This is a genomic window from Azospirillum oleiclasticum, assembly GCF_013423485.1.
In the GTDB taxonomy this organism is placed as follows: domain Bacteria; phylum Pseudomonadota; class Alphaproteobacteria; order Azospirillales; family Azospirillaceae; genus Azospirillum; species Azospirillum oleiclasticum.
Genome location: NZ_JABFFR010000003.1, coordinates 187850 through 207335, shown reverse-complemented (window position 1 = coordinate 207335; position 19486 = coordinate 187850). Strand labels below are relative to the sequence as shown.

19 protein-coding genes are annotated in these 19486 nt (G+C 69.9%); 3 read left to right on the top strand and 16 right to left on the bottom strand.

Translation table 11 applies throughout. The features are described 5' to 3' along the window. Positions 1-8 precede the first annotated feature (8 nt). Positions 9-1370, top strand: a complete 1362-nt coding sequence (locus HL658_RS06045; protein WP_180281028.1) for an HlyD family type I secretion periplasmic adaptor subunit — start codon at positions 9-11, stop codon at positions 1368-1370. Positions 1371-1401: 31 nt separating this feature from the next. On the opposite strand, the gene HL658_RS06040 is transcribed toward HL658_RS06045, so the two are convergent. The 4 genes from HL658_RS06040 to HL658_RS06025 form a co-directional block, all read right to left on the bottom strand. Then, positions 1402-3288 carry a response regulator gene (locus tag HL658_RS06040; protein ID WP_180281027.1) on the bottom strand — a complete coding sequence of 629 codons (1887 nt, stop codon included), beginning with the start codon at positions 3286-3288 and terminating at the stop codon, positions 1402-1404. Positions 3289-3295: 7 nt separating this feature from the next. Then, the gene (locus HL658_RS06035; protein ID WP_343055021.1) at positions 3296-5893 is read right to left on the bottom strand and encodes a hybrid sensor histidine kinase/response regulator; all 2598 of its coding nucleotides are present in this window, start codon (positions 5891-5893) and stop codon (positions 3296-3298) included. A 101-nt stretch (positions 5894-5994) separates the two neighbouring features. Beyond that, positions 5995-6426 carry an ArsC/Spx/MgsR family protein gene (locus HL658_RS06030; RefSeq protein ID WP_180281026.1) on the bottom strand — a complete coding sequence of 144 codons (432 nt, stop codon included), beginning with the start codon at positions 6424-6426 and terminating at the stop codon, positions 5995-5997. A 94-nt stretch (positions 6427-6520) separates the two neighbouring features. Then, a complete protein-coding gene (locus HL658_RS06025; RefSeq protein WP_180281025.1) occupies positions 6521-7354 on the bottom strand; it encodes a CE1 family esterase in 834 nt (277 codons plus the stop codon). 143 nt (positions 7355-7497) lie between these two features. Between HL658_RS06025 and HL658_RS06020 the strand changes: the two genes are divergently transcribed. Next, positions 7498-8115 carry an ATP-dependent Clp protease proteolytic subunit gene (locus tag HL658_RS06020; protein WP_246337341.1) on the top strand — a complete coding sequence of 206 codons (618 nt, stop codon included), beginning with the start codon at positions 7498-7500 and terminating at the stop codon, positions 8113-8115. On the opposite strand, the gene HL658_RS06015 is transcribed toward HL658_RS06020, so the two are convergent. From HL658_RS06015 to HL658_RS05985, 7 genes are all read right to left on the bottom strand, one after another. Beyond that, complete coding sequence (locus HL658_RS06015; RefSeq protein ID WP_180281023.1) at positions 8096-9280, bottom strand: aminotransferase; 1185 nt, start codon at positions 9278-9280, stop codon at positions 8096-8098. The two genes, HL658_RS06020 and HL658_RS06015, sit on opposite strands and share 20 nt — an antisense overlap. Before the next feature lie 16 nt (positions 9281-9296). Then, the gene (locus tag HL658_RS06010; RefSeq protein ID WP_180281022.1) at positions 9297-10085 is read right to left on the bottom strand and encodes a carbon-nitrogen hydrolase family protein; all 789 of its coding nucleotides are present in this window, start codon (positions 10083-10085) and stop codon (positions 9297-9299) included. A gap of 20 nt (positions 10086-10105) precedes the next feature. After that, complete coding sequence (locus HL658_RS06005) at positions 10106-10900, bottom strand: ABC transporter permease (protein WP_180281021.1); 795 nt, start codon at positions 10898-10900, stop codon at positions 10106-10108. Further along, a complete protein-coding gene (locus HL658_RS06000) occupies positions 10897-11742 on the bottom strand; it encodes an ABC transporter permease (RefSeq protein WP_180281020.1) in 846 nt (281 codons plus the stop codon). The genes HL658_RS06005 and HL658_RS06000 overlap by 4 nt, the downstream gene beginning before the upstream one ends. Continuing rightward, on the bottom strand, positions 11739-12803 hold the full coding sequence (locus HL658_RS05995) for an ABC transporter ATP-binding protein (protein ID WP_180281019.1): 1065 nt from the start codon (positions 12801-12803) through the stop codon (positions 11739-11741). The genes HL658_RS06000 and HL658_RS05995 overlap by 4 nt, the downstream gene beginning before the upstream one ends. 82 nt (positions 12804-12885) lie before the next feature. After that, complete coding sequence (locus HL658_RS05990) at positions 12886-13977, bottom strand: ABC transporter substrate-binding protein (RefSeq protein WP_180281018.1); 1092 nt, start codon at positions 13975-13977, stop codon at positions 12886-12888. A 111-nt stretch (positions 13978-14088) separates the two neighbouring features. After that, entirely contained in the window at positions 14089-15321 is a 1233-nt protein-coding gene (locus HL658_RS05985) for a diaminopropionate ammonia-lyase (RefSeq protein WP_246337340.1), read from the bottom strand. A 167-nt stretch (positions 15322-15488) separates the two neighbouring features. Between HL658_RS05985 and HL658_RS37635 the strand changes: the two genes are divergently transcribed. Further along, positions 15489-15794: a DUF2312 domain-containing protein gene (locus HL658_RS37635; RefSeq protein ID WP_343055020.1), complete on the top strand. Its 306-nt coding sequence runs from the start codon at positions 15489-15491 to the stop codon at positions 15792-15794. 38 nt (positions 15795-15832) lie between these two features. On the opposite strand, the gene HL658_RS05975 is transcribed toward HL658_RS37635, so the two are convergent. The 5 genes from HL658_RS05975 to HL658_RS05955 are packed head-to-tail and all read right to left on the bottom strand — an operon-like array spanning position 15833 to position 19482. Continuing rightward, positions 15833-16453 (bottom strand): GNAT family N-acetyltransferase, encoded by a 621-nt coding sequence (locus HL658_RS05975; RefSeq protein ID WP_180281017.1) that lies wholly within the window; start codon positions 16451-16453, stop codon positions 15833-15835. Continuing rightward, entirely contained in the window at positions 16429-16872 is a 444-nt protein-coding gene (locus HL658_RS05970; RefSeq protein WP_180281016.1) for a GNAT family acetyltransferase, read from the bottom strand. The genes HL658_RS05975 and HL658_RS05970 overlap by 25 nt, the downstream gene beginning before the upstream one ends. Further along, positions 16869-17735, bottom strand: coding sequence for a sulfurtransferase (locus HL658_RS05965; protein WP_180281015.1), 867 nt, complete (start codon positions 17733-17735; stop codon positions 16869-16871). Before HL658_RS05965 ends, HL658_RS05970 begins: the two co-directional genes overlap by 4 nt. A gap of 14 nt (positions 17736-17749) precedes the next feature. After that, on the bottom strand, positions 17750-18457 hold the full coding sequence (locus HL658_RS05960) for an alanyl-tRNA editing protein (protein WP_180281014.1): 708 nt from the start codon (positions 18455-18457) through the stop codon (positions 17750-17752). Positions 18458-18477: 20 nt separating this feature from the next. Continuing rightward, a complete protein-coding gene (locus tag HL658_RS05955; RefSeq protein WP_180281013.1) occupies positions 18478-19482 on the bottom strand; it encodes a cysteine synthase A in 1005 nt (334 codons plus the stop codon). Positions 19483-19486 lie beyond the last annotated feature (4 nt).

Genomic DNA, 19486 nt, shown 5'->3' with positions numbered 1-19486 from the left:
CCCGATCGATGACCACGACCACCCTTCCGGCGCTCGCCACCGGTACGATGACCACCGCCCGCAACCACCGCGCGGCCAGCCCCAACACCTCCGTGCGCGGCCTGCTGATGGGCGGCTGCATGGTGATCGCGTTGGGCATGGGGGGTATGAGCGCCTGGGCGGCGCTGGCGCCGCTGCACAGCGCCGTCGTTGCCGCCGGCGCGCTCGCCCCCGAGACCGGCCGCAAGGTCGTCCGCCATCAGGAGGGCGGGCCGATCGCCGAGGTGCTGGTGAACGGCGGCGATCAGGTGAAGGCCGGGCAGGTGCTGATCCGCCTTGACCGCACCGAGGCGCAGACCCGGCTCGACGTGCTGACGGCCCAGTGGCTGGACGCCCTGGCGCTGGAAGCGCGGCTGTCGGCCGAGCTGCTCGACAAGCCGGAGATCGCCTGGCCCGCCGACCTGCTGAGCCGCCGCTATTCCAATCTGGGCGTCACCAAGATGATGGCGAACCAGCAGACCCTGTTCGACGTGCGCAAGGCGCAGCTCACCGCCGAGGACGAGCTGGTCGCCGAACGCATCGAAACGCTGGGCCAGGAGGCGAAGAGCCTGGTCGAGCAGCAGCGTTTCACCCAGCGCGAGATCACCCTGATCCAGGAGGAGCTGCGCATCACCGAGGGACTGCTCGCCCGCGGCAACGCCACCCGGCCGAAGCTGGTCGAGCAGCAGCGCGAGGAAGCCCGGCTGCGCGGCCGCGACCGCGAGCTGGAGGCGGAGATCGCCAAGTCCCGCCATCAGGCGGCCGAGGCCAAAGGCGACCAGATCCGCCGCCGCAGCGACTTCCGCGAAAAAGTGCTGGTGGATCTGGAGAAGTCCCGCGGCGAGGTCGCCCGCTTGAGCGAGCAGATCCTGGACGCCGCGAACCGGCTGGCCACGCGCGACATCAAGGCGCCCGACGCCGGCACCGTGGTCATGCACGGCCACCACACCGCCGGCGGCACCATCGCGCCGAACGAGCCGGTGCTGGACATCGTGCCGGAGGAGCGCGAGCTGCTGGCCGAGGTGAAGATCCAGCCGAAGGACATCAAGTCCGTCTCCATCGGCCTGCCGGTCAAGGTGCAGCTCACCGCCTACGACTCGCGCGTCGTCGGCTCGCTGGAAGGTGAGGTGAAGTATGTGTCGGCCGACCGGCTGACCGATCAGGCGACCCGGCAGGAGTATTATCTGGCGCGCGTGCGTCTGGTCGATTCCGACCCGCATCAGGTGCACAACCTGAAGATCCGCACCGGCATGCCGGTGGAGGCGCGCATCCTGATGTCCGCCCGCACGCCGCTCGACTATCTGCTGACGCCGCTGTCGCACAGCTACCTGAAGGCGTTCATCCAGGAGTAAGGGCCAGGAATGAGGCACGCACCGCCGGGTGTCAGGCGCCCGGCGCGGCCTTCTGCGTCAGGACCAGCAGCAGTTTTTCCTCAAGCTGGTCCGGCGTGAAGGGCTTGGCGATGTAGGCGGTGACGTGGAGGGCGGCGGCGCGCTCGACCGCCTTTTGGGTGGCGAGCGCCGTCACCATCAGGAAGGGCAGGTCGAGCCGCTTCTCCCGCACCTGCCGCAGCACATCCAGGCCGCTGACCCGCGGCATCATCCAGTCGCAGACGATCACCTGGAAGGCATCCTCCCGCCCGTCCAACCGGTCGAGCGCGTCGCGGCCGTCGACCGCCGTCTCCACCGCGCCAAGGCCGAGGTCGGACAGCACCGATCCGACGAAACGCCGCGGCCCCTCCTCGTCGTCCACCACCAGCGCGCGCACGGCGGCAAGGTCGATGAAGGGCGCACCGACGCCGGCCAGCGCCCCCTTCATCCAGGCCGCCCGCAGCGCGCGTTCACGCGCCCCTTGGGCCGACAGCAGGAAGCCGCGCACGAAGCGCGGACGGTGCACCTGACGGTGCAGGGCGGCGGCAGCGGCGGTGCCGCTGCGCCCTTTGCAGAAGGCGCGGTCGGCGGCCAGCTTCGCCACGTCGATGACGGCGTCCATCGACGGGTCCAGCCGACCGGTCAGCGGGTTGAGGATGCGCTGGGTGCGGATGAAGGCGCTCTGGATGTCATCGACCTGCCGCGCCCGGTACTCCCGCTCCTCCGCGTCCAGCGCGCTGTCGAGGACGAGCCGCTGCACCTCGGCCAGCCCCTTCAGCTTCTCGGTCCGCTCCTTCCAGCAGTCGAGCAGGCGCCCGGCGAACTCCCGGCTCTCGAAGAATTGCAGGATGCAGGCGACCACCGCCCGTTCCGCCGTGGCCGGCAGCGGCATCTTCTGGAGCAGGAACAGGGTGCGCAGCTTCTGGATGAAGCTGCGGCCTTTGATGATTTCATGAAGCGTATCCTCGTTCACCAGGAGCGCGCCGCGGCGCAGCAGCGCCGCCTCGGTCTTCTCGCCGCCGCAGAACCCGTCGCCGACGCGCAGGCGCGCAGCCAGGGTCGCCAGCGCCATCACCTCGCGCTGGACCGCTTCGACCCCCGCCAGATCGCCGACGCTGGCGATGGTGAAATGGTCGGGCTTCGCCAGCTCCCGCCGCAGGGCCACCATCAACCCGTCCTGGAGCACCGGCATGGGCGCGCGGCGCAACAGGGTCTGCATCCTCCGCAGGATGGCCGGTGCCTCCTCGTCCAATGCCTTGTCGGCGGCGGCCAGCGACGTCAGCAGATCGACCAGTACGGCGAAGGGCGCATCGCCGGACAGGGATGCCGCCGCGCTGTCGCTGCGCATCGTCTCGCCGAGGAACCGGTCGATGAAGGCCAGCGCGTCCGGCTCGTCCGTCGCCTCCGCCAGATCCAGGAGCAGCCGAACCTTCTCGGCGAAGCTGCGGCCGGCCTGGATGTGCTGGGTCAGCGCCGCCTCGACATGGAAGCGGCCGGCATCGCCGCGCGTCTGCAGAAGGCGCCGGATCTCCAGCGCGACATTCTGCGGCCGCAGATCGGCCGGAGCGTCCGCCTTCAGCCGCTCGCGCGTCAGCCGCGCCACCTCGTTCACCAGCCCGGTCAGCGCGCCCTTACGCCCCATGGCGCGGTCGGCCTGCTGGAGGATCGACACGAAGGTCGGCAGGTTGGACAGGCTCTGCTGGTGACGGGGCGAGTGCAGGAGCTCGCTGGGGGTGAGCGCGTTCTCGTCCAGGAAGCGATGGCAGAAGCGGCCGATGTGGTCACGCGCCGGGAAGCCGTAGAAGTCCTCTGCCGATTGGCAGTCGGGCAAGCCGGACGGCGCCTCTTCCACCGGTTCGGCGAGCGCGGCGGCACCCGCCACCAGTCTGTCCATGGTCATGCCGTCCTCATTCCGCCATCACCTCGCGCAGGCCCTGGATCAGGTCCTCCGGGCTGATCGGCTTCATCAGCAGCTTGCGACCGGCGACGGCCAGCAATGCCGCCGCCTTCTCGTGGGAGGCGTAGCCGCTGAGGAAGAGGACGGGCAGGTTCGGGTTCCGCCGCGCCAACTCCGCCACCAGTTCCGGACCGCCCATGTGCGGCATGGCAAGGTCGGTGACGAGGCAGTCGAACAGGCCGCCGTGGGCGTCGTACTTCTCCAGCGCATCGACGCCGTCCTCCGCCTGCACCACCCGGCAGCCGGCCTCGGTCAGAACCAGCGTCAGGTAGGCCCGGACGGCGGGCTCGTCATCGACCAGCAGGATGGAGGCCGCTTCGCCCTCCGGCAGCAGGGGAAGGGGCGCCGGCGCCGGCCGGCCGACCGGGGCCTGGACCCGGGGAAGGTAGATGGAGAAGACGCTGCCACCGCCGGGGCTGGACGTCATCTCGACCGCCCCCCCTGCCTGCCGCGCCGTGCCGTAGACCATCCACAGCCCGAGCCCGGTGCCCTTTCCAGGCTCCTTGGTGGTGAAGAAGGGTTCCCAGATGCGGTCGCGGATCTCCTCGGCGATGCCGGATCCGGTGTCGGTCACCCGGATCACCGCGTAGCGGCCGGCTTCCAGCCCGTCATGCTGCCGACGGAAGGCGGCGTCCGGCTCGATGGCTTCCAGGGTCACCGTCAGCCGCCCGCCATCCGGCATGGCGTCCCGCGCGTTGATGGCGAGGTTCAGGATCGCCTGGGTCAGGGTGACGGGGTTGGCGATCGCGTGCAGGCCGGGGTCGCGCACATCCACGGAAAGGTCGATGCCGTCGTTGAGCAGCGGTTTCAGGAAGACCCGCAGGTCGCGCACCACGTCCGTCAGAGCCACCGTTTCCAGCTCGTCCGACACCCGGCGGCGGGAGAAGTCGAGGAGCTGGGCGGTCAGCGCCGCGGCGCGGTCGGATGCCTTGGCGATTTCCGTCACGCAGGTGCGGACCCGCTCCACGTCGCCGGGGGTCCGCTCGGCCAAGCGGGCGAAGCCGCCGATGGCGGTCAGCATGTTGTTGAACTCGTGCGCCACGCCGCCGGCCATGCGGCCGACCGCCTCCATCTTCTGGGCGCGGCGCAGCTCGGTTTCCGCGCGGCGGCGCTCGGTCACGTCGTTGATGACGAGAAGGACCGCGTCGTTGCGGTCGTAGGCGGCGGGGTAGGCGGCGATCTCCACCTGCCGGCGCTCGCCGTCGGCATGGACCGCCTCCGCCTCCAGCCGCTGGCCGCCGGGACCGGAGAAGCCGGCGAGCTGCGCCGCCAGCCGTTCGCCGTCGGCGAAGCAGGGGGCGAGCGGGGCACCGTCGAGCTCCAGCGGGTGCGGCGCGCCGAGGATCGCCGCGGCGGCGGGGTTGGCGAAGCGGATGGCGGCGCGGTCCCACAGCACAACCCCGAAAGGGGCGAGATCCACGAGCTGGCGGTAGCGCGCCTCGCTCTCGCGCAGCCGCTCGGTGCGGCCGGCCAGCTCCTGCTCGCGTTCCTTCAGCTCGGTGATGTCCATCAGCAGCTTGACGATGCCGCCTGAGCGCGTGGCGTGCTCGCTGATGCGGTACCAGTGGCCGTCGGACAGGCGCCGGTCCACCGGGACCGTGGTTTCCAGATGGCGGGCCAGCCGCTCGCGGATCCAGGACCCGAGATCGCCGTGATCCTGCCCGAAGCCGCCGCGTTCCGCCGCCGCCCGCAGCACCTCCTCGAAGCTGACGCCGGGCACCAGCCGGTCGGCGAGGTTGGGGTAGGCGCTGCGGTAGCGGTCGTTGCAGAAGAGCAGGCGCCCCTCCGGGTTGAACAGCACGAAGCCTTCGGAAATGCTCTCCAGAGCGTCGTGGACGAGGATCTGGGTGGTGCGGGCGTCGCGCAGCGCCAGCACCTCCAGCGTCGCATCGACGCCCGACCCGCGGTAGCCAAGGAAGGCGCCGTCGTCGCCGTACACGGGCTGCGCGCTCACCCGGAAGACGAAGGCCTTGCCGGTCTCGTCGGTCCAGCCGAGTTCCAGGTCGCGGAAGCCACGCCCGGCGCCGATGTCGCGCTGCGCGTCGGTCCAGGCCATCGGATCGGTCGCCAGCCGGCCGAGATCGGCCAGCCCATCGCCGAACACATCCCGCGGCTCGCCGCCGATCAGGATCGCCACCCGCTCCGACAGAAGCGTGTAGCGGTGGTCCGGCCCGGTTTCCCAGAACCAGTCGGAGGCAGCCTCCGCGAAATCGCGGAACCGCTGCCGGCTTACCGCCAGCTCACGGTTGGCGGCGCCGAGCAGCCGGGCGTTGCGCCGCATCGCCGCGGCCGTCGCCAGCGCGCGACGCAGGGCGAGCAGGGCCAGCGTCCCGACAAAGGCGGCTGCGATGGCCCCACCCATGGCCGGCGCACCGGCCGGCAGCATCGCGAAGGTCAGGACCACCGCCACCGCGGCCAACGCGGCCAGGGCTGCAAGCTCCGGCACGATGCTCCACCAGACGACATCGCCCGGACCCGCGTCGGCGTCAGCCGGAGATGTGCCGTCCGGCACCGCCCCGGTCCGCTGCTCAGCAATGGTTGTATCCACGGCCCTCGTCCGCTACGGACCGTCGCGATCCGCACCAAGTTCTGGCTAGCGGTGATAGGCGTTGAGCCGTTAACAACCCGTTGCCGGTGGCCAGGCCTGCGTCAGGCGCGCTTGGGAAAGTGATGGTGCCCGTGATCGCAGACGCCGCGCGCGTGCTTGTCGTCGCAGGCCTCGCCGCTGGGCGCCAGACCGATCCAGGCGTGCAGGATGTTGGGATCGAAGCCGGCTTCCCGCCGGTCGCCGGCCTGGATCAGCGGCCGGCGGATCAGCTCACGATCGGCCAGCATGGCGTCGAGCGCCGCGTCGGCCCCGATGGTCGCCGGGTCGATCGAGCCCTGTTTCACCGCGGCGGCGCGCCGGTTGAACCATTCATCGACCGGCCGGTCGCCGAAGAAGGCGCGCAGCGTGTCGCGTGTCAGCAGCTCCTGAGACAGGTCGCGCTCGGAGACCGCGTGTCCGGCGGCCTTGAGCTGCTGTTTCTGCTTGGCGTTGGCCGGGCAGGTGGGCATTCCAAAAAAGATGACGTCCGCCATGGTCCGCTCCTCAGATGATCGCATCTCCCCTTGTCCGCCATGGTAGCGCCAAGCGTGCTGCACCGCCACAATCAACCTTAGTTTATTTATGGCTTTATGGGAGCGCCGCGGTGGAGTGGTCATCCAGCGTGCCGAAGAAGGCCATCATCGCGGCACCCGTGCCCTCCGGCCACTGGTGCGGGTAGAAGCGTCCGCGCGCGGTGACGTCCGCGGCGTGCGGGCACCAGATCACCGGATTCTCTGCCTCCTCAGTGCCATAGCGGCGACAGTTGAACGGATCCTTGAGGAGTGGAACGCTGCCGGGCGAAAGACCGTTCTGCGCGAGACGGGCGTTGCGCACCCGCAGGGCCTCGCGCATCGGCACCAGACGGTCGCGCGGGTTGTGCAGGATCAGGGCGGCCACCGGGCCGCTGCAATCCCTGGAGGGGCCGATGCCGCCGCCCACCGTGGCAACCCCGCGGATCGCCGCCCCACGCGCGCAGGCGAGCGTGTTTGCGAAGGACGCACCGAGGGAATGGCCGGCGACGAAAACCCGCTCCCCATCCACACAATAGAGCTCGGACATCACCTCAACAATTTCGTCAAAGAGATTGAAATCTGTCGGTATGTTCCAGACATAACGGCCGCTGCGGTCGGTTTTGCCGGCAGGGTAGACGACGATGGTCGGTTCGCGCGCGTCCCCCTCAAGCCCGTAATAGCGCCGCACCTCGGCGTTGCTGTTGGTCCGTCCGTGAAAGGCGACGACCAGCGCGTGCGGGCGAGTGGGCTCGTAATCCGGTGGGACCGCCACGATCACGCCGCGCGCCGCGCCATCCACCTCCACCAGATCGGGCGGCTTGTCCGGTGCGGGTGTGCCGCAACGGGCGAAGGCCAGTGGCGCCGCAAACAGGAACAATGTCAGCAACGCTGACGTGATCCGAACATTCATGATTCATCAACACGCGCCGATCCCCGTCGTTACTACGAATGCCGTCAGCGCGTGTTAACCAACATGCAACATATTCCCCCTCACGCTGCTCCCGTGAAAGGGAGTTGCGTATGTATCGCACGTTCGCACTGGTTTTGACCCTGATGACCGCCACCTTCGGCATATTCGTTGCCGAGGCCGCCGAACCGGTGTCGATCGCCCGCGCCCCGGCGCCCGGCCCGGTCGTCTTGCCGGACGCCCTGATGCAGCGCAGTGTGCAGGACGGCGCCACGGTTCTGCGCATCGACGGGATCATCACCGCGACGCTCGAACACCGGTTGGCCGAGGCACTCGCCTCCACCCCGTCCGCCTCGCCGGTGGTGGTCGAGTTGTCGAGCCCTGGCGGGCTGACGGCGGCCGGCTACCGCATCATCGACCGCATCCTCGCCGAACGCCGCGCCGGCCGCTCCATCGCCACCCGCGTGCGGGCGGGCGAGGCGTGCGAGAGCATGTGCGTGGGCGTCTATCTCGCAGGCTACCCGCGCTACGCGGCACCCAACGCGGTGTTCATGGTGCACGCGCCGCGCATGGCGGAGAACGGGCACATGACCGTGCGCAGCACCCAGGCGATGGTGGAGCGGCTGGTCAGCCTCGGCGCCTCCACCCGCTGGATCGAGCGGGTGCGCGGGGCGGGCGGCTTCTCCGGCGCCCGTGACTACCGCGAGACCGCCTCCGACCTGTCGGCCGAAGGCTCGGGCATCGTCACGCACCTTCTGCGATGACGGAGAGGCGCCGCGCGATCTCGGGCATCACGACGGCGTCCACATTGGCGAAGGCGAAGCGCAGATAATCGTCCTGGCCGGGGCCGAACATGGGGCCGGGCAGGCACAGGATGTTCTGCTCGTCGGCCAGACGCTTCGCCACCACCCGCGCCGGCATACCCGCGAAGGGATGGCGCATGTAGGCGAAATAGGCGCCGATGCTGGCGATGGTCCAGCGGTTGCCGTGCTCGGCCATGCAGCGCCGGAAGCTGTCCACCCGCCCCGCGATGTCCGCCTTGCGCTCCGTCACCCAGCCGTCGAGGTGGCGCAGACCGTAGAGCGCCGCCTTCTGGCCGACATGCGGCGCGCAGATGGCGAGGCAATCCAGGATCTTGCCGGCCTGGACCAGCAGCGCGGGATCGGCGATCACCGCTCCCACGCGGTAGCCGGCGAGGCTGTAGACCTTTGAGAAGCTGTAAAGATGCACCAGCGTCTGCCGCCAGTCCGGGCGCCGGAACAGCGTGTGCGGTGCCGCGTCGCCCCAGTCTGGGAAATCCCTGTAGGTCTCGTCCAGCAGGAAGCGGATGCCGTTGCGCTCGCAGACCTCGTAGAGCGCGGCGATGGCCTCGGGGCCGGCGATGGCGCCGGTGGGGTTGTTGGGGGTGACCAGCACGATGGCGCGGGTGTTCGCGTCGATCAGCCGCTCCGCCTCCGCGGCGTCCGGCACCAGCCCGTTCTCCTCCCGGCAGGGCAGCGGGCGCGCCTCGACGCCCAGCATGTCGAGCGTCATCTTGTGGTTGAAGTACCAGGGGGCAGGCAGGATCACGTTGTCGCCGGCCCGCGCCAGCGCCATCACCGCCACCACGAAGGCCTGGTTGCAGCCCGAGGTGACGAGCACCTCGCGGTCGGACAGGTCGGCGCCGTAGAGCGCCGAGGTCTTGGCCGCCAGCGCCGCGCGCAGCGGCGGGATGCCGTCGATCCCGGTATAGCGCGCCGTGTCGTAGGCCATCACCTGCTCGGCCAGATGGGCCTGGAGCTCGGCCGCGGGCGGGTAGCCGGGGACCGCCTGGCACAGGTCGATCAGCGGCTTGTCGGCCGGGAAGCTGCGCCCGGCCACCCAGCTCCACGCCTCGGCGATGGGCGGGGCCTCGACGGCTGAGACGAACGGGTTGATGGGCATGGTCATGGCGCGGGCCCGGCTGTCACACGATCAGCCTTGCATACAGATTCGGGCGGCGGTCCGCCAGATAGTCGAAACGCAGGCGTGCCGTGCGGACCGCCGCCGGGTCGAGGTCGGCAACCAGCAACGCCTCCTCCGCCCCGGCCGCCGCCAGTACCACCCCGTCGGGTCCGACGATGCAGCTCCGTCCCTCGTAGGCAAGGCCGTCCTCCTCCCCGCAGCGGTCGGCGTAGGCGACGAAGATCTGGTTCTCATAGGCGCGGGCGCGCACCAGCAGTCCGGGGATCTCCGGCATGCCGGCCGGCAGAGCGGTCGGCACCAGCACTGCTTGACAGCCGCGCAACGCCAGATCGCGCACCGCCTCTGGGAACTCCACGTCGTAGCAGATCAGCACGCCGCAGCGCAGGCCGCCGATGTGGGCCGTCAAGGGCATGCCGGCTCCCGGTGAAAACCGTTGTTTTTCGTCGCCATAGAGGTGGGCCTTGCGATAGCACCCGAGGACAGTACCGGCGGCGTCGATGAGGATCGCAGCGTTGTAGACGGCGTTCCCGGCCCGCTCGGCGAAGCCGAACAGCAGCGCCGTTCCGGTGGCCCGCGCGATGTCCGCCGCCCGTGCCAAAGATGGGCCGTCGACTGGCTCGGCCAGCGCGGCGGTGGTGGGACCGGTGTTGTAGCCGGTCAGGAACAGCTCGGGCAGCACCAACAGCCCGGCCTCCGCGTCGCGGGCCGCGTGCGCACGGTCCTCCAGCAGGGCCAGATTGGCGTCGATGCGTCCGGATTCGCCCCGCGTCTGGGCGACGGCGATGCGCATGGTGTCCTCCCTGGGCTGGTTCAGTCCTTAGGCGCCCAGGCGCCCAGCAGGCGCGGCAGGTCGCCGAAGCGGCCCACCAGCCCGAAGGCGACCAGCGCCACCAGGATGAACACCACGGACACCGCCGCCATCACCGGCGTGTAGCCGTAGCGGATGGAGTTGAACACCTTGATCGGCAGCGTCTCCACCGTGAAGCCGGCGACCATGTAGCTGATGATGTACTCGTTCAGCGAGATCACGAAGGCGAAGACGAAGCCCGACACCACGTAGGGCAGCACCATCGGCAGCACCACCGTGCGGAAGACCGTGCGGTCGTCCGCCCCCAGCGTCGCCGCGGCCTCCGTGTAGGCCGGGTCGATGCCGGCGAAGCCCAGCGACACGGTGATCAGCGGCAGCGTGACCAGGAAGATGCCGTGGCTGATCACCACGGCCCCGAAGGAGCCGTAGAAGCCGCTCATCGTCCAGAAGACGAGGAAGCCCAGCGCCGTGATCACCGGCGGCAGGATGAAGGGGGTGGATCCCATGGCGTGCAGCGCGCGGGCGAAGCGGCTGTTCCAACGCCACACGGCGTAGGCGATGGGCAGGGCGATGGAGGTCGCGAACAGCGCCGCGCACAGCGCCAGCGACAGGCTGTTCAGCATGGCGTTGCGCCAGCCCTCGTCGCGGAACAGCTCGCCGTACCATTGGAACGACAGGCCCTGCGGTGGGAACAACATCATCTTGCGCTGGTTCAGCGAGATGCCGGCAACCACCGCCAGCGGTGCGGCCAGCACCAGCCCGATCAGCCCCATGAAAATCCCGGCCAGCGCCCTCATGGCTGTTCCTTCCGGCGGTTGCCGAGGGCCGCGGTGACCAGGACGAGGGCGAGGCTTGCCAGCAGCAGCGTGATCGACATGGCCGCCGCCGCGGGCACGTTGGAGCGCGACAGCGCCTGGTCGGTGATGTGCACCGCCAGCGTCCAATGTTGTGGCCGTCCAAGCAGTTGCGGCAATACGTACGCACCGAGCGCGAAGACGAAGACCATCACCAGCGTCGCCAGGATCGCCGGCCGCGACACCGGCACGATCACCCCGAAGAAGCCGCGCAGCGGCGAGGCCCCCAGCGTCCGCGCCGCCTCCAGATAGGAGGGATCGAGCCTGGACAGCGACGGGTAGAGCACCAGCACCGTGTAGGGGAAGGCGAGGTAGCAGAGACCCAGCATCATCGCGGTCAGGCCCGGTGCCCAGCTTTCCGGCTGCGACAGCAGCCCCAGCCAGACCAGCAGGTTGGAAAGCCCGGCCGTGCGCGACAGCAGCACCGACCACGCGAAGCCGACGATCACCTCCGACAGGGCCAGCACCGCCAGCAGAAAGACCAGCCACGGCACCTGCCGGCGCCGCGGCAGCCGGGTCAGCAGATAGGTGAAGGGAAAGCCCAGCGCCACGCAGACCACAGCCACCGCCGCCGACAGCCCGAGCGTGAAGCCGATGCGGTCGAGGAAGAAGGGGGTCAGCAAATTCAGGTAATTGTCCGGCACCATCGCCGGCTCGAAGGTGCCGGCCGGCACCCGGCGGAAGACGCTGAGCGCCGCCATGATCCCGAAGGGCACCAGCAGGAACATCCCCAACACCAGCGCCGGGTAGGCGAGGACCAGGGTGGAGCGCCCGTACGCCCTCATTGCGCGAGCACCACGCAGGCCTCGGCCGGGAAGGCGACACGGACCGCGTCCCCCGCCTTCACCGGCGGCACCTCCTTGGGCGAGCCGACCACGGTGACGGACCGGCCGCCGCACTCCACGAACACTTCCACCGACTGCCCGACGTCGCGGACGAAGGAGACGGTGCCGGTCAGGACGGCCTCGCCGCGCTGGTCCATGTCGCCGGTCAGCAGGTGCAGCTCCTCCGGCCGGACGGACAGGGTGACCTCGCGGCCAGGTGCCACGCCGGCCGGCAGCTTGGCCACCGGGAAGACCACTCCGTCCACCCACACCGCCCCCGGCCGCTCGGCGATGGAGGCCGGCAGCATGTTGGTGGAGCCGATGAAGTCGGCGACGAAGGTGTTGGCGGGGTTGCGGTAGATCTCCAGCGGGCTGCCGATCTGCTGCACCCGGCCGTGCGCCATCACCGCGATCAGGTCGGCGGTGGTCATCGCCTCCCGCTGGTCGTGGGTGACCAGGATGGTGGTGACGCCCAGCCGGCGCTGGAGCAGCCGCAGTTCCACCTGCATCGCTTCCCGCAGCTTGGCGTCGAGCGCCGACAGCGGCTCGTCCAGCAGGAACAGCGCGGGGTCGAGCGCCAGCGCCCGGGCGATGGCGACGCGCTGGCGCTGCCCGCCGGAAAGCTGCGACACGTTGCGGCTTCCCAGCCCCGGCAGATGCACGAGCTGCAGCAGCTCCTCCACCCGCCGCTCCGTGTCGGCCTTGGGGGCGTTGCGGATGCGCATGCCGTAGGCGATGTTCTCGCCCACCGTCAGATGCGGAAACAGGGCCAGCGACTGGAACACCATGCCGACGCCGCGCCTGTGGGTCGGGCGGTCGGTGATGTCCTCCTCGCCCAGCTTGATGCGGCCCTTGGTCGGCGCCTCCAGCCCGGCGATCATGCGCAGCAGAGTCGTCTTCCCGCAGCCGGACGGCCCCAGGAAGCAGACGAACTTGCCCGCCGGCAGATGCAGGTCGACATGATCGACCGCCACCACCGATCCGTAATGCTTGACGATGCCGGTCAGGTGCAGATCGGGCATATGACCATGGGGTGTGTGGGGAGAACTGCGGGTTGCGCAACGTCGAATCCGCACGGTACGGATCCGACGTCATGCATCGGCCTCACGCCGTGATCATCTCCGTCCACTTCTGGGCCAGCCAGTCGCCGCGTTCCAGATACATCCCGTATTTCGGGACGATCGGCGCGGTCTCGCTGGACACGGCGGCAAACTCGGCGTCGGACAGGCCGGTCAGTGCCTTCGGGATGACGGGGGCGGTGCCGACCTCGCGCGATAGCGTCGCCTGCACCGCGGGCTGGCACATGTAATCGATGAAGATCTGCGCCTCCTCCATCTTCTTGGAGGCCTTGGACACGCACCAGGAGCCGCTGTCCACCACCCCGCCTTCCTTGGGGAAGGTGGAGCGGACGGGGTGTCCGTCCTTCGCCGCCAGCCCGGCCACATCGTGGTAGTACTGGCCCATCGGGATCTCGCCGGACTGGAGCTGCGCCTGGAACTGGCCCTCGTCGCGGTACCAGAGCTTCACGTTGGGCTTCAGCTCCGCCAGCTTGCCGAGCACCTTCATGATGCCCGCCTCGCTGTCGAGCACGGTCGGCTGGTCGGCGAAATGGGTCTTGGCCGTGATCTCGACGAGGAAGGAGTTGGAGGCGAGCGCCAGCAGCCCGACGCGGTCGCGGTTCGCCGGATCCCACAGGGCCGCCCAGGATCCGGGCGCCTCCTTGAACACGTTGGTGTTGGTCACCAATGTGATGAACCAGGACACGGCACCCACGCCGTACAGCTTCTCGCCGTCGTAGCGGGCGAGGAAGGTGGGGATGACGTTCTTGGCGTTGGGCACCTTCGCCTCGTCCAACGGTGCCCAGAGCTGCGCGGTGGCGCCTCGGATGCGCGGCACGTTCGCCATCATCGACACGTCGGCCGGTGCCTGCCCGGCCATCGCGGCCTGCTGGAGCTGGAGCAGCCACTGCTCGCCCGTCGGCTCGGCGACGCTGTCGACCTTGATGCCCGTCGCCTTGGTGAAGGCCGGGTAGATGTGCTTCTTGAAGCTGTCCTCGAAATAGCCGCCGTAGGTGCCGACCTTCAGCGACCGCTCCTGCGCGCGGATCGCCGGCGCGCCCAGCGTGATCACGGCACCCGCCGCCGCGGCACCCGCCAGTACGGAGCGCCGGCCGATCCCCACCGTCCCATTGGTCATCGTGGTCCACCCTGTCGTTCGTTTTTCATGGGCCGGAGGGCCCGAACCGGCGGGTATGGTGGACCGGAATCGCGGCGCTGCGCAAGACGTCGGCAGCGGCCGCGCGCTTGCTCAGAGGGCAAGCACCTGCTCGGCCGTCCTGCCCACGATGTGGGCATAGATGTCAGGGTCGGTGGCCCCCTCCGTACCGAAGACCAGCACCCGGGCGTCCGGCATCAGCCCGAGGGCCGTCCGCGCCTCGGGATCGGCGGCAACGGCCAGCACGGCGGCGAGACCGGCCACCCCCGATTCGCCGGCCACGATCGGGCGCCCGCCATGCCGGCCCTGCGCCAGCAGGCGCATGGTGTCCAGCGCCGCGCTGTCGGAGATGGTGACCACGGCGTCCATGCCGCGCTCCAGCAGCGCCCAGGCGAGCAGCGACACCTCCCCGCAGGCGAGGCCGACCATCACCGTGTCCAGCGCCCCTTCCGCCGCCACCGGCCGCCCGGCCAGGGCGCTGCGGTAGATGGCGTCCGCGGCCTGCGACTGCACGACCACGAAGGTCGGGCGCTGGCGGCCCCAGCTTTCCCACAGATGGCCGCAGACCGCGGCGGGCAGGGCGCCGACGCCGCCCTGGACGAACACATGCGTCGGCCGTTCGCTGGCGGGAAGCTGCTGGACCGCCTCCTCCACCATCACGGTGTAGCCCTGCATCACATCGCGCGGCACATCCATGTAACCGCTGTAGGAGGTGTCGGAGACGACGAACCAGCCGTTGGCCCGCGCGTCGGCCGCGGCGCGGCGGACCGCCTCGTCATAGACGCCGTCCACCACCACGACCCTGGCGCCGTAGGCCTCGATGGCCTTTCGACGCCCGTCGCTGCAGGCCGCGGGCACATAGATCACGGCGTTGCAGCCGAACACCTGCGCGCCCCAGGCGACGGAGCGGCCGTGGTTGCCGTCGGTGGCGGTGGTGACGGTCAGCGCCCGCGTGATCTTCCCGTATTTGCCGACCACAAGGTCGAGTGCGGTTACCGGCACCCCCGGTGCGCGCGCCGACACCTCGCGCGCCAGCAGCCGCAGCACCGCGTAGGCACCACCCAGCGCCTTGAAGCTGCCGAGCCCGAAACGCTGGCTCTCGTCCTTGTACCAAAGCCGGTCGATGCCGATGGACGATGCGAGTTCCTTCAGCGAGCGCAACGGTGTGGGGGCATAGCCGGGCCAGGACCCGATCTCCGCCATCGCGTCGCCGAAGGCGGCGCGGCTGATGATGGCGCGTTCGGACGGGCCGTACGCACGGCTCCCGTCGGCCATCGCGTTGTGGGCGATTCGCAGGGGGGCGGCGGGCGGTTGATCGGTCATCATCGGGGCATCTCGGCTTGTTCCTGCACGAAAACAGAGCAGTGCCGCCCCCGTCAAGCCGCCAGCACGCCGCTGTTCCGCATGTTTCCGGACAGCCGGCCGTCTCCCGTGCTACCACCCCCGCCCGCGCCGCCGGCCCACGGCGGCGCCCGAACCAGGGAGACACCCGCGTGACCAACGTCGTGAACAGCTCCGCCGCCGACCAGCTCCGCCAGTACGCCGAGCGGATGGAGCGCCTTCTGGATGAGATCGATGGCCTGAAGGATGACCTCAAGGACTTGAAGAACGAGGCAAAAAGCGCCGGCTTCAACATCAAGGCCCTGGACCGTCTGGTCGCCATCCGCCGAAAGGACGGGGCCGACAAGGAGACCGAGTTCCTCAATGACCTGATGCTCTACGCGCACGCCACCGGGACCCGCCTCGACCTCGCCTTCCCCGAGAGCGAGCCGGAGCGCGAGCAGGCTGCGGCGGAATGAAGCAGGGCCGGAGCCGTCCCGTCACTCGATGATCGGCCCTATTCAATGATCGGGATGTGCGGTCCCGCGGTGCGCGGCAGCGGCCCCTTGACGCGCGGGTCATCGATCTCGCGCACCACGCTGCGGATGGGGGTGAAGCCGAGGCTCTGGTAGAGGGGCAGGGCGCGCGGGTGGTCGAAGGTGCAGGTGTTCACCGTCAGCCGCCGCGTGCCGCCGGTCCACGCCATGCGGATGGACTGGTCCAGCAGCCAGGGCCCGAGCTTCTGGCCGATGAAGTCAGGGATCAGGCCGAAATAGGCCAGATCCACCGAATCGCGCTTGCGCCGGTCGATCTCCGCATATCCGGCCGGGGTACCGTGGGCATACAGCACATGCACCTCCACCCGGTGGTCGCCGACGATGGCGGCGAGCTGCTGGTCGCTCATCCGCCGCCGCTCGTGCCACAGCCACGGCTCGCCCACCGTGCTGTAGAGATAGCGGTAGAAGGAGGCCGTGGGGTCGAGGGCACGCATCAGCAGCAGGTCGCCGGGCGGGCGCGGCACCGGGTCGTCCTGCGGCGGTGCCGTCATCTCCAGATAGGTGACGATCACGGACAACCGGCCCGGCCCCACCGCGACGGGAAGGGCTGATGGCGTCAGGCTGAAGGGTCGCGAAGCCATTTCTGCATCACCGTCACGGGGGAGGGCGCGTAGCCCAGCGTCTCGTAGAAGGCCAGCACCATCGTGTTGGTGGCGCGCACCATGAGCTGCACCTTGGGCGGCCCGGCTTCGGCCAGCCACGCCTCGGCGGCCGAAACCATGGCACGGCCCAGCCCACGCCGCTGCCGCATCGGCGCGACGGCAAGGTAATAGAGCCAGCCGCGGTGCCCGTCATGGCCGACCATGACGGAGGCGGCGATGCCGCCCTCCTCCTCCGCCACCAGCACGGTCGAACAAGGCTTGGACAGGGCGAGCGCGATGTCGGCGGCGGGGTCGTTCCAGGGAACCACCAGCCCGCAGGCGTGCCACAGCGCGATCACGGCATCGCATTCCGCCGCCCGCATCGGGCGGATGGCGGGCGCGGTGCCGATCCCGGTCATTCGGCCGGGCCGGTGGCAACGGGCAGGTCGGGGCGCAGTCCCCACTCCGACCAGGAGCCGTCATAGATCGGCACGTCCCACTTGCCGGCGATGGCGAAGCCCAGCGCCAGCACGCCGGCGGTCACGCCGCTGCCGCAGGAGGCCACCACCGGCTTCGACAGGTCGAGCCCGGCGGCCTTGGCCCTGGCGGCGATGGCGTCCGGCGGCAACAGCGTCTTGGTGGTCGGGTCCAGCAGGTCGGTGAAGGGCAGGTTGCGGCTGCCGGGGATGTGGCCGGCGGGGCGGCCCGGCCAGGACTCGGCGACCGTGCCCTCGAAACGGGCGGCGGCGCGGGCGTCCACCACCTGCTCGGCGCGGCTGTCCAGATTGGCGCGGATGTCGTCGATGCGGCGCAGCAGTTCCGGCCGGAAGGCGGCGCTGAAGCTCTGCGGCGTCACCGCAGGCGTGCCCGACTCGACGGGGCGGTTCTCGGCCAGCCACTTGGGCAGCCCGCCGTCCAGCACCGCCACCTTGTCGTGACCGTACAGGCGGAACAGGTACCAGATGCGCGCCGCGGTCTGCAGGCCGTAGCCGTCATAGACGACGATCTGCGTGTCGTTGCCGATGCCGTGCGCGCCGGCGATGGCGGCGAAGCGGTCGGGAGTGGGGACCACGTGGGGGATCGGGTGGGTGTCCGGCTCGGCCACCTCGTCGATGTCCATGAAGACGGCGCCGGGGATGTGGCGCTGCGCGAACTCGGCGCGCGGATCCTTGCCGCTGCCCGGCATGTACCAGGTGGCGTCCACCACGCGGACGGAGGGGTCGCCCAGGCGGCCGGCCAGCCAGTCGGTGGAGACGATCGTGGTCGGGTTCTCGGCGGTCATGGTGCTTCCTCTCCTCACGCATCGACCAGCGCGATGACGACGCGCCGGTTCTGTTTGCCTTTGTTCTCGATCTTCACCACCTCGACCGCCCCGATCTCGCCGGTGCGCGCCACGTGGGTGCCGCCGCAGGGTTGCAGATCCACCCCCTCGATGTCGAGCAGGCGGACGGTGCCGCTGCCCGTGGGCGGCTTCACCGACATGGTGCGCACCAGCTCCGGCCGCGCCTCCATCTCGGCGTCGGTGATCCAACGCTGGCTGACCGGCCGGTCCTCGGCGATGCGCTCGTTGATGGCCGCGGTGATGGCGTCCTTGTCCAGGCTGCCGGTCGGCACGTTGAAGTCGAGCCGGCTCTTGTCCGCCCCGACCTGCCCGCCGGTGACGGAGCCGGGAACCACGGCGCAGAGCAGGTGCATGGCCGTGTGCATGCGCATGTGCCGGTGGCGCCGGTTCCAGTCGATCTCCGCCTCCACCGCGGTGCCGGGGGCGGGCAGGGCGGTGCCCGGTTCCGGCACATGGATGATCTCGTCCGCTCCGTCGCCCTTCACCGTATCCACGATGCGGATGACGGAGCCGCCCGCCGTCAGCGTGCCGGTGTCGCCGGGCTGGCCGCCGCCGGTGGGGTAGAAGACGGTGCGGTCCAGCCGGATGCCGCGGTCGTCGGCGGCCGTCACGGTGGCGGTGCAGCGCTGGGCGTAGGCGTCGGCGCGGAAGATCAGCTCCATGGTCCCTGCTTCTTGCTTGGTCAGTTGTCCAGCCAGGACGGCACGGGCAAATTCTTCTCACGAAGGAAGGCGGGGTTGAAGAGCTTCGATTGGTAGCGCTGCCCGCCGTCGCACAGGATGGTCGCGATGGTGTGGCCGGGGCCGAGCTTGCGCGCCACCCGCACGGCCGCCGCCACGTTGATGCCGCTGGACCCGCCGAGCACCAGCCCCTGCGTCTTCAGCAGGTCGAAGATGAGCTCCAGCGCCTCGTCGTCGGGGATCTGCTCCCAGTCGTCCACGGGTGCGCCATCGAGGTTGGCGGTGATCCGACCCTGGCCGATGCCCTCGGTGATGGAGGAGCCCTCGGCCTTCAGCTCGCCGATGGCGTAGTGGTTGTAGATGGCGGAGCCGAAGGGATCGGCCAGCACGATCCTCACCTTGGGGTTCCTCTCCTTCAGCGCCATGCCGACGCCGGCCAGCGTGCCGCCGGTGCCCACGGCGCAGGTGAAGGCGTCCACCGTGCCGTCGGTCTGCTCCCAGATCTCGCGGCCGGTGGTCTGGCGGTGGCCCTCGCGGTTGGCGGTGTTGTCGAACTGGTTGGCCCAGACGGCGCCGTTCGGCTCGCTCTCCGCCAATTCGGCCGCCAGCCGCTCGGAATAGCGGACGTAGTTGCCGGGATCCTTGTAGGGCAGGGCCGGCACCAGGCGCAGGTCGGCGCCCACCAGCCGCAGCATGTCCTTCTTCTCCTGGCTCTGCGTCTCCGGCATGACGATGACGGTGCGGTAGCCGAGCGCGTTGCCCACCAACGCCAGCCCGATGCCGGTGTTGCCGGCGGTGCCTTCCACGATGGTGCCGCCGGGCTTCAGCACGCCGCGGCGCTCGGCGTCGCGCACGATGGCGATGGCCGCGCGGTCCTTCACCGACCCGCCGGGGTTCAGGAATTCCGCCTTGCCCAGGATGTTGCAGCCCGTGGCCTTCGACGGCCCTTCCAGCCGGATCAGTGGGGTGTTGCCGATGGTGCCGATGAAGCCGTCGCGAATGTCCACGACC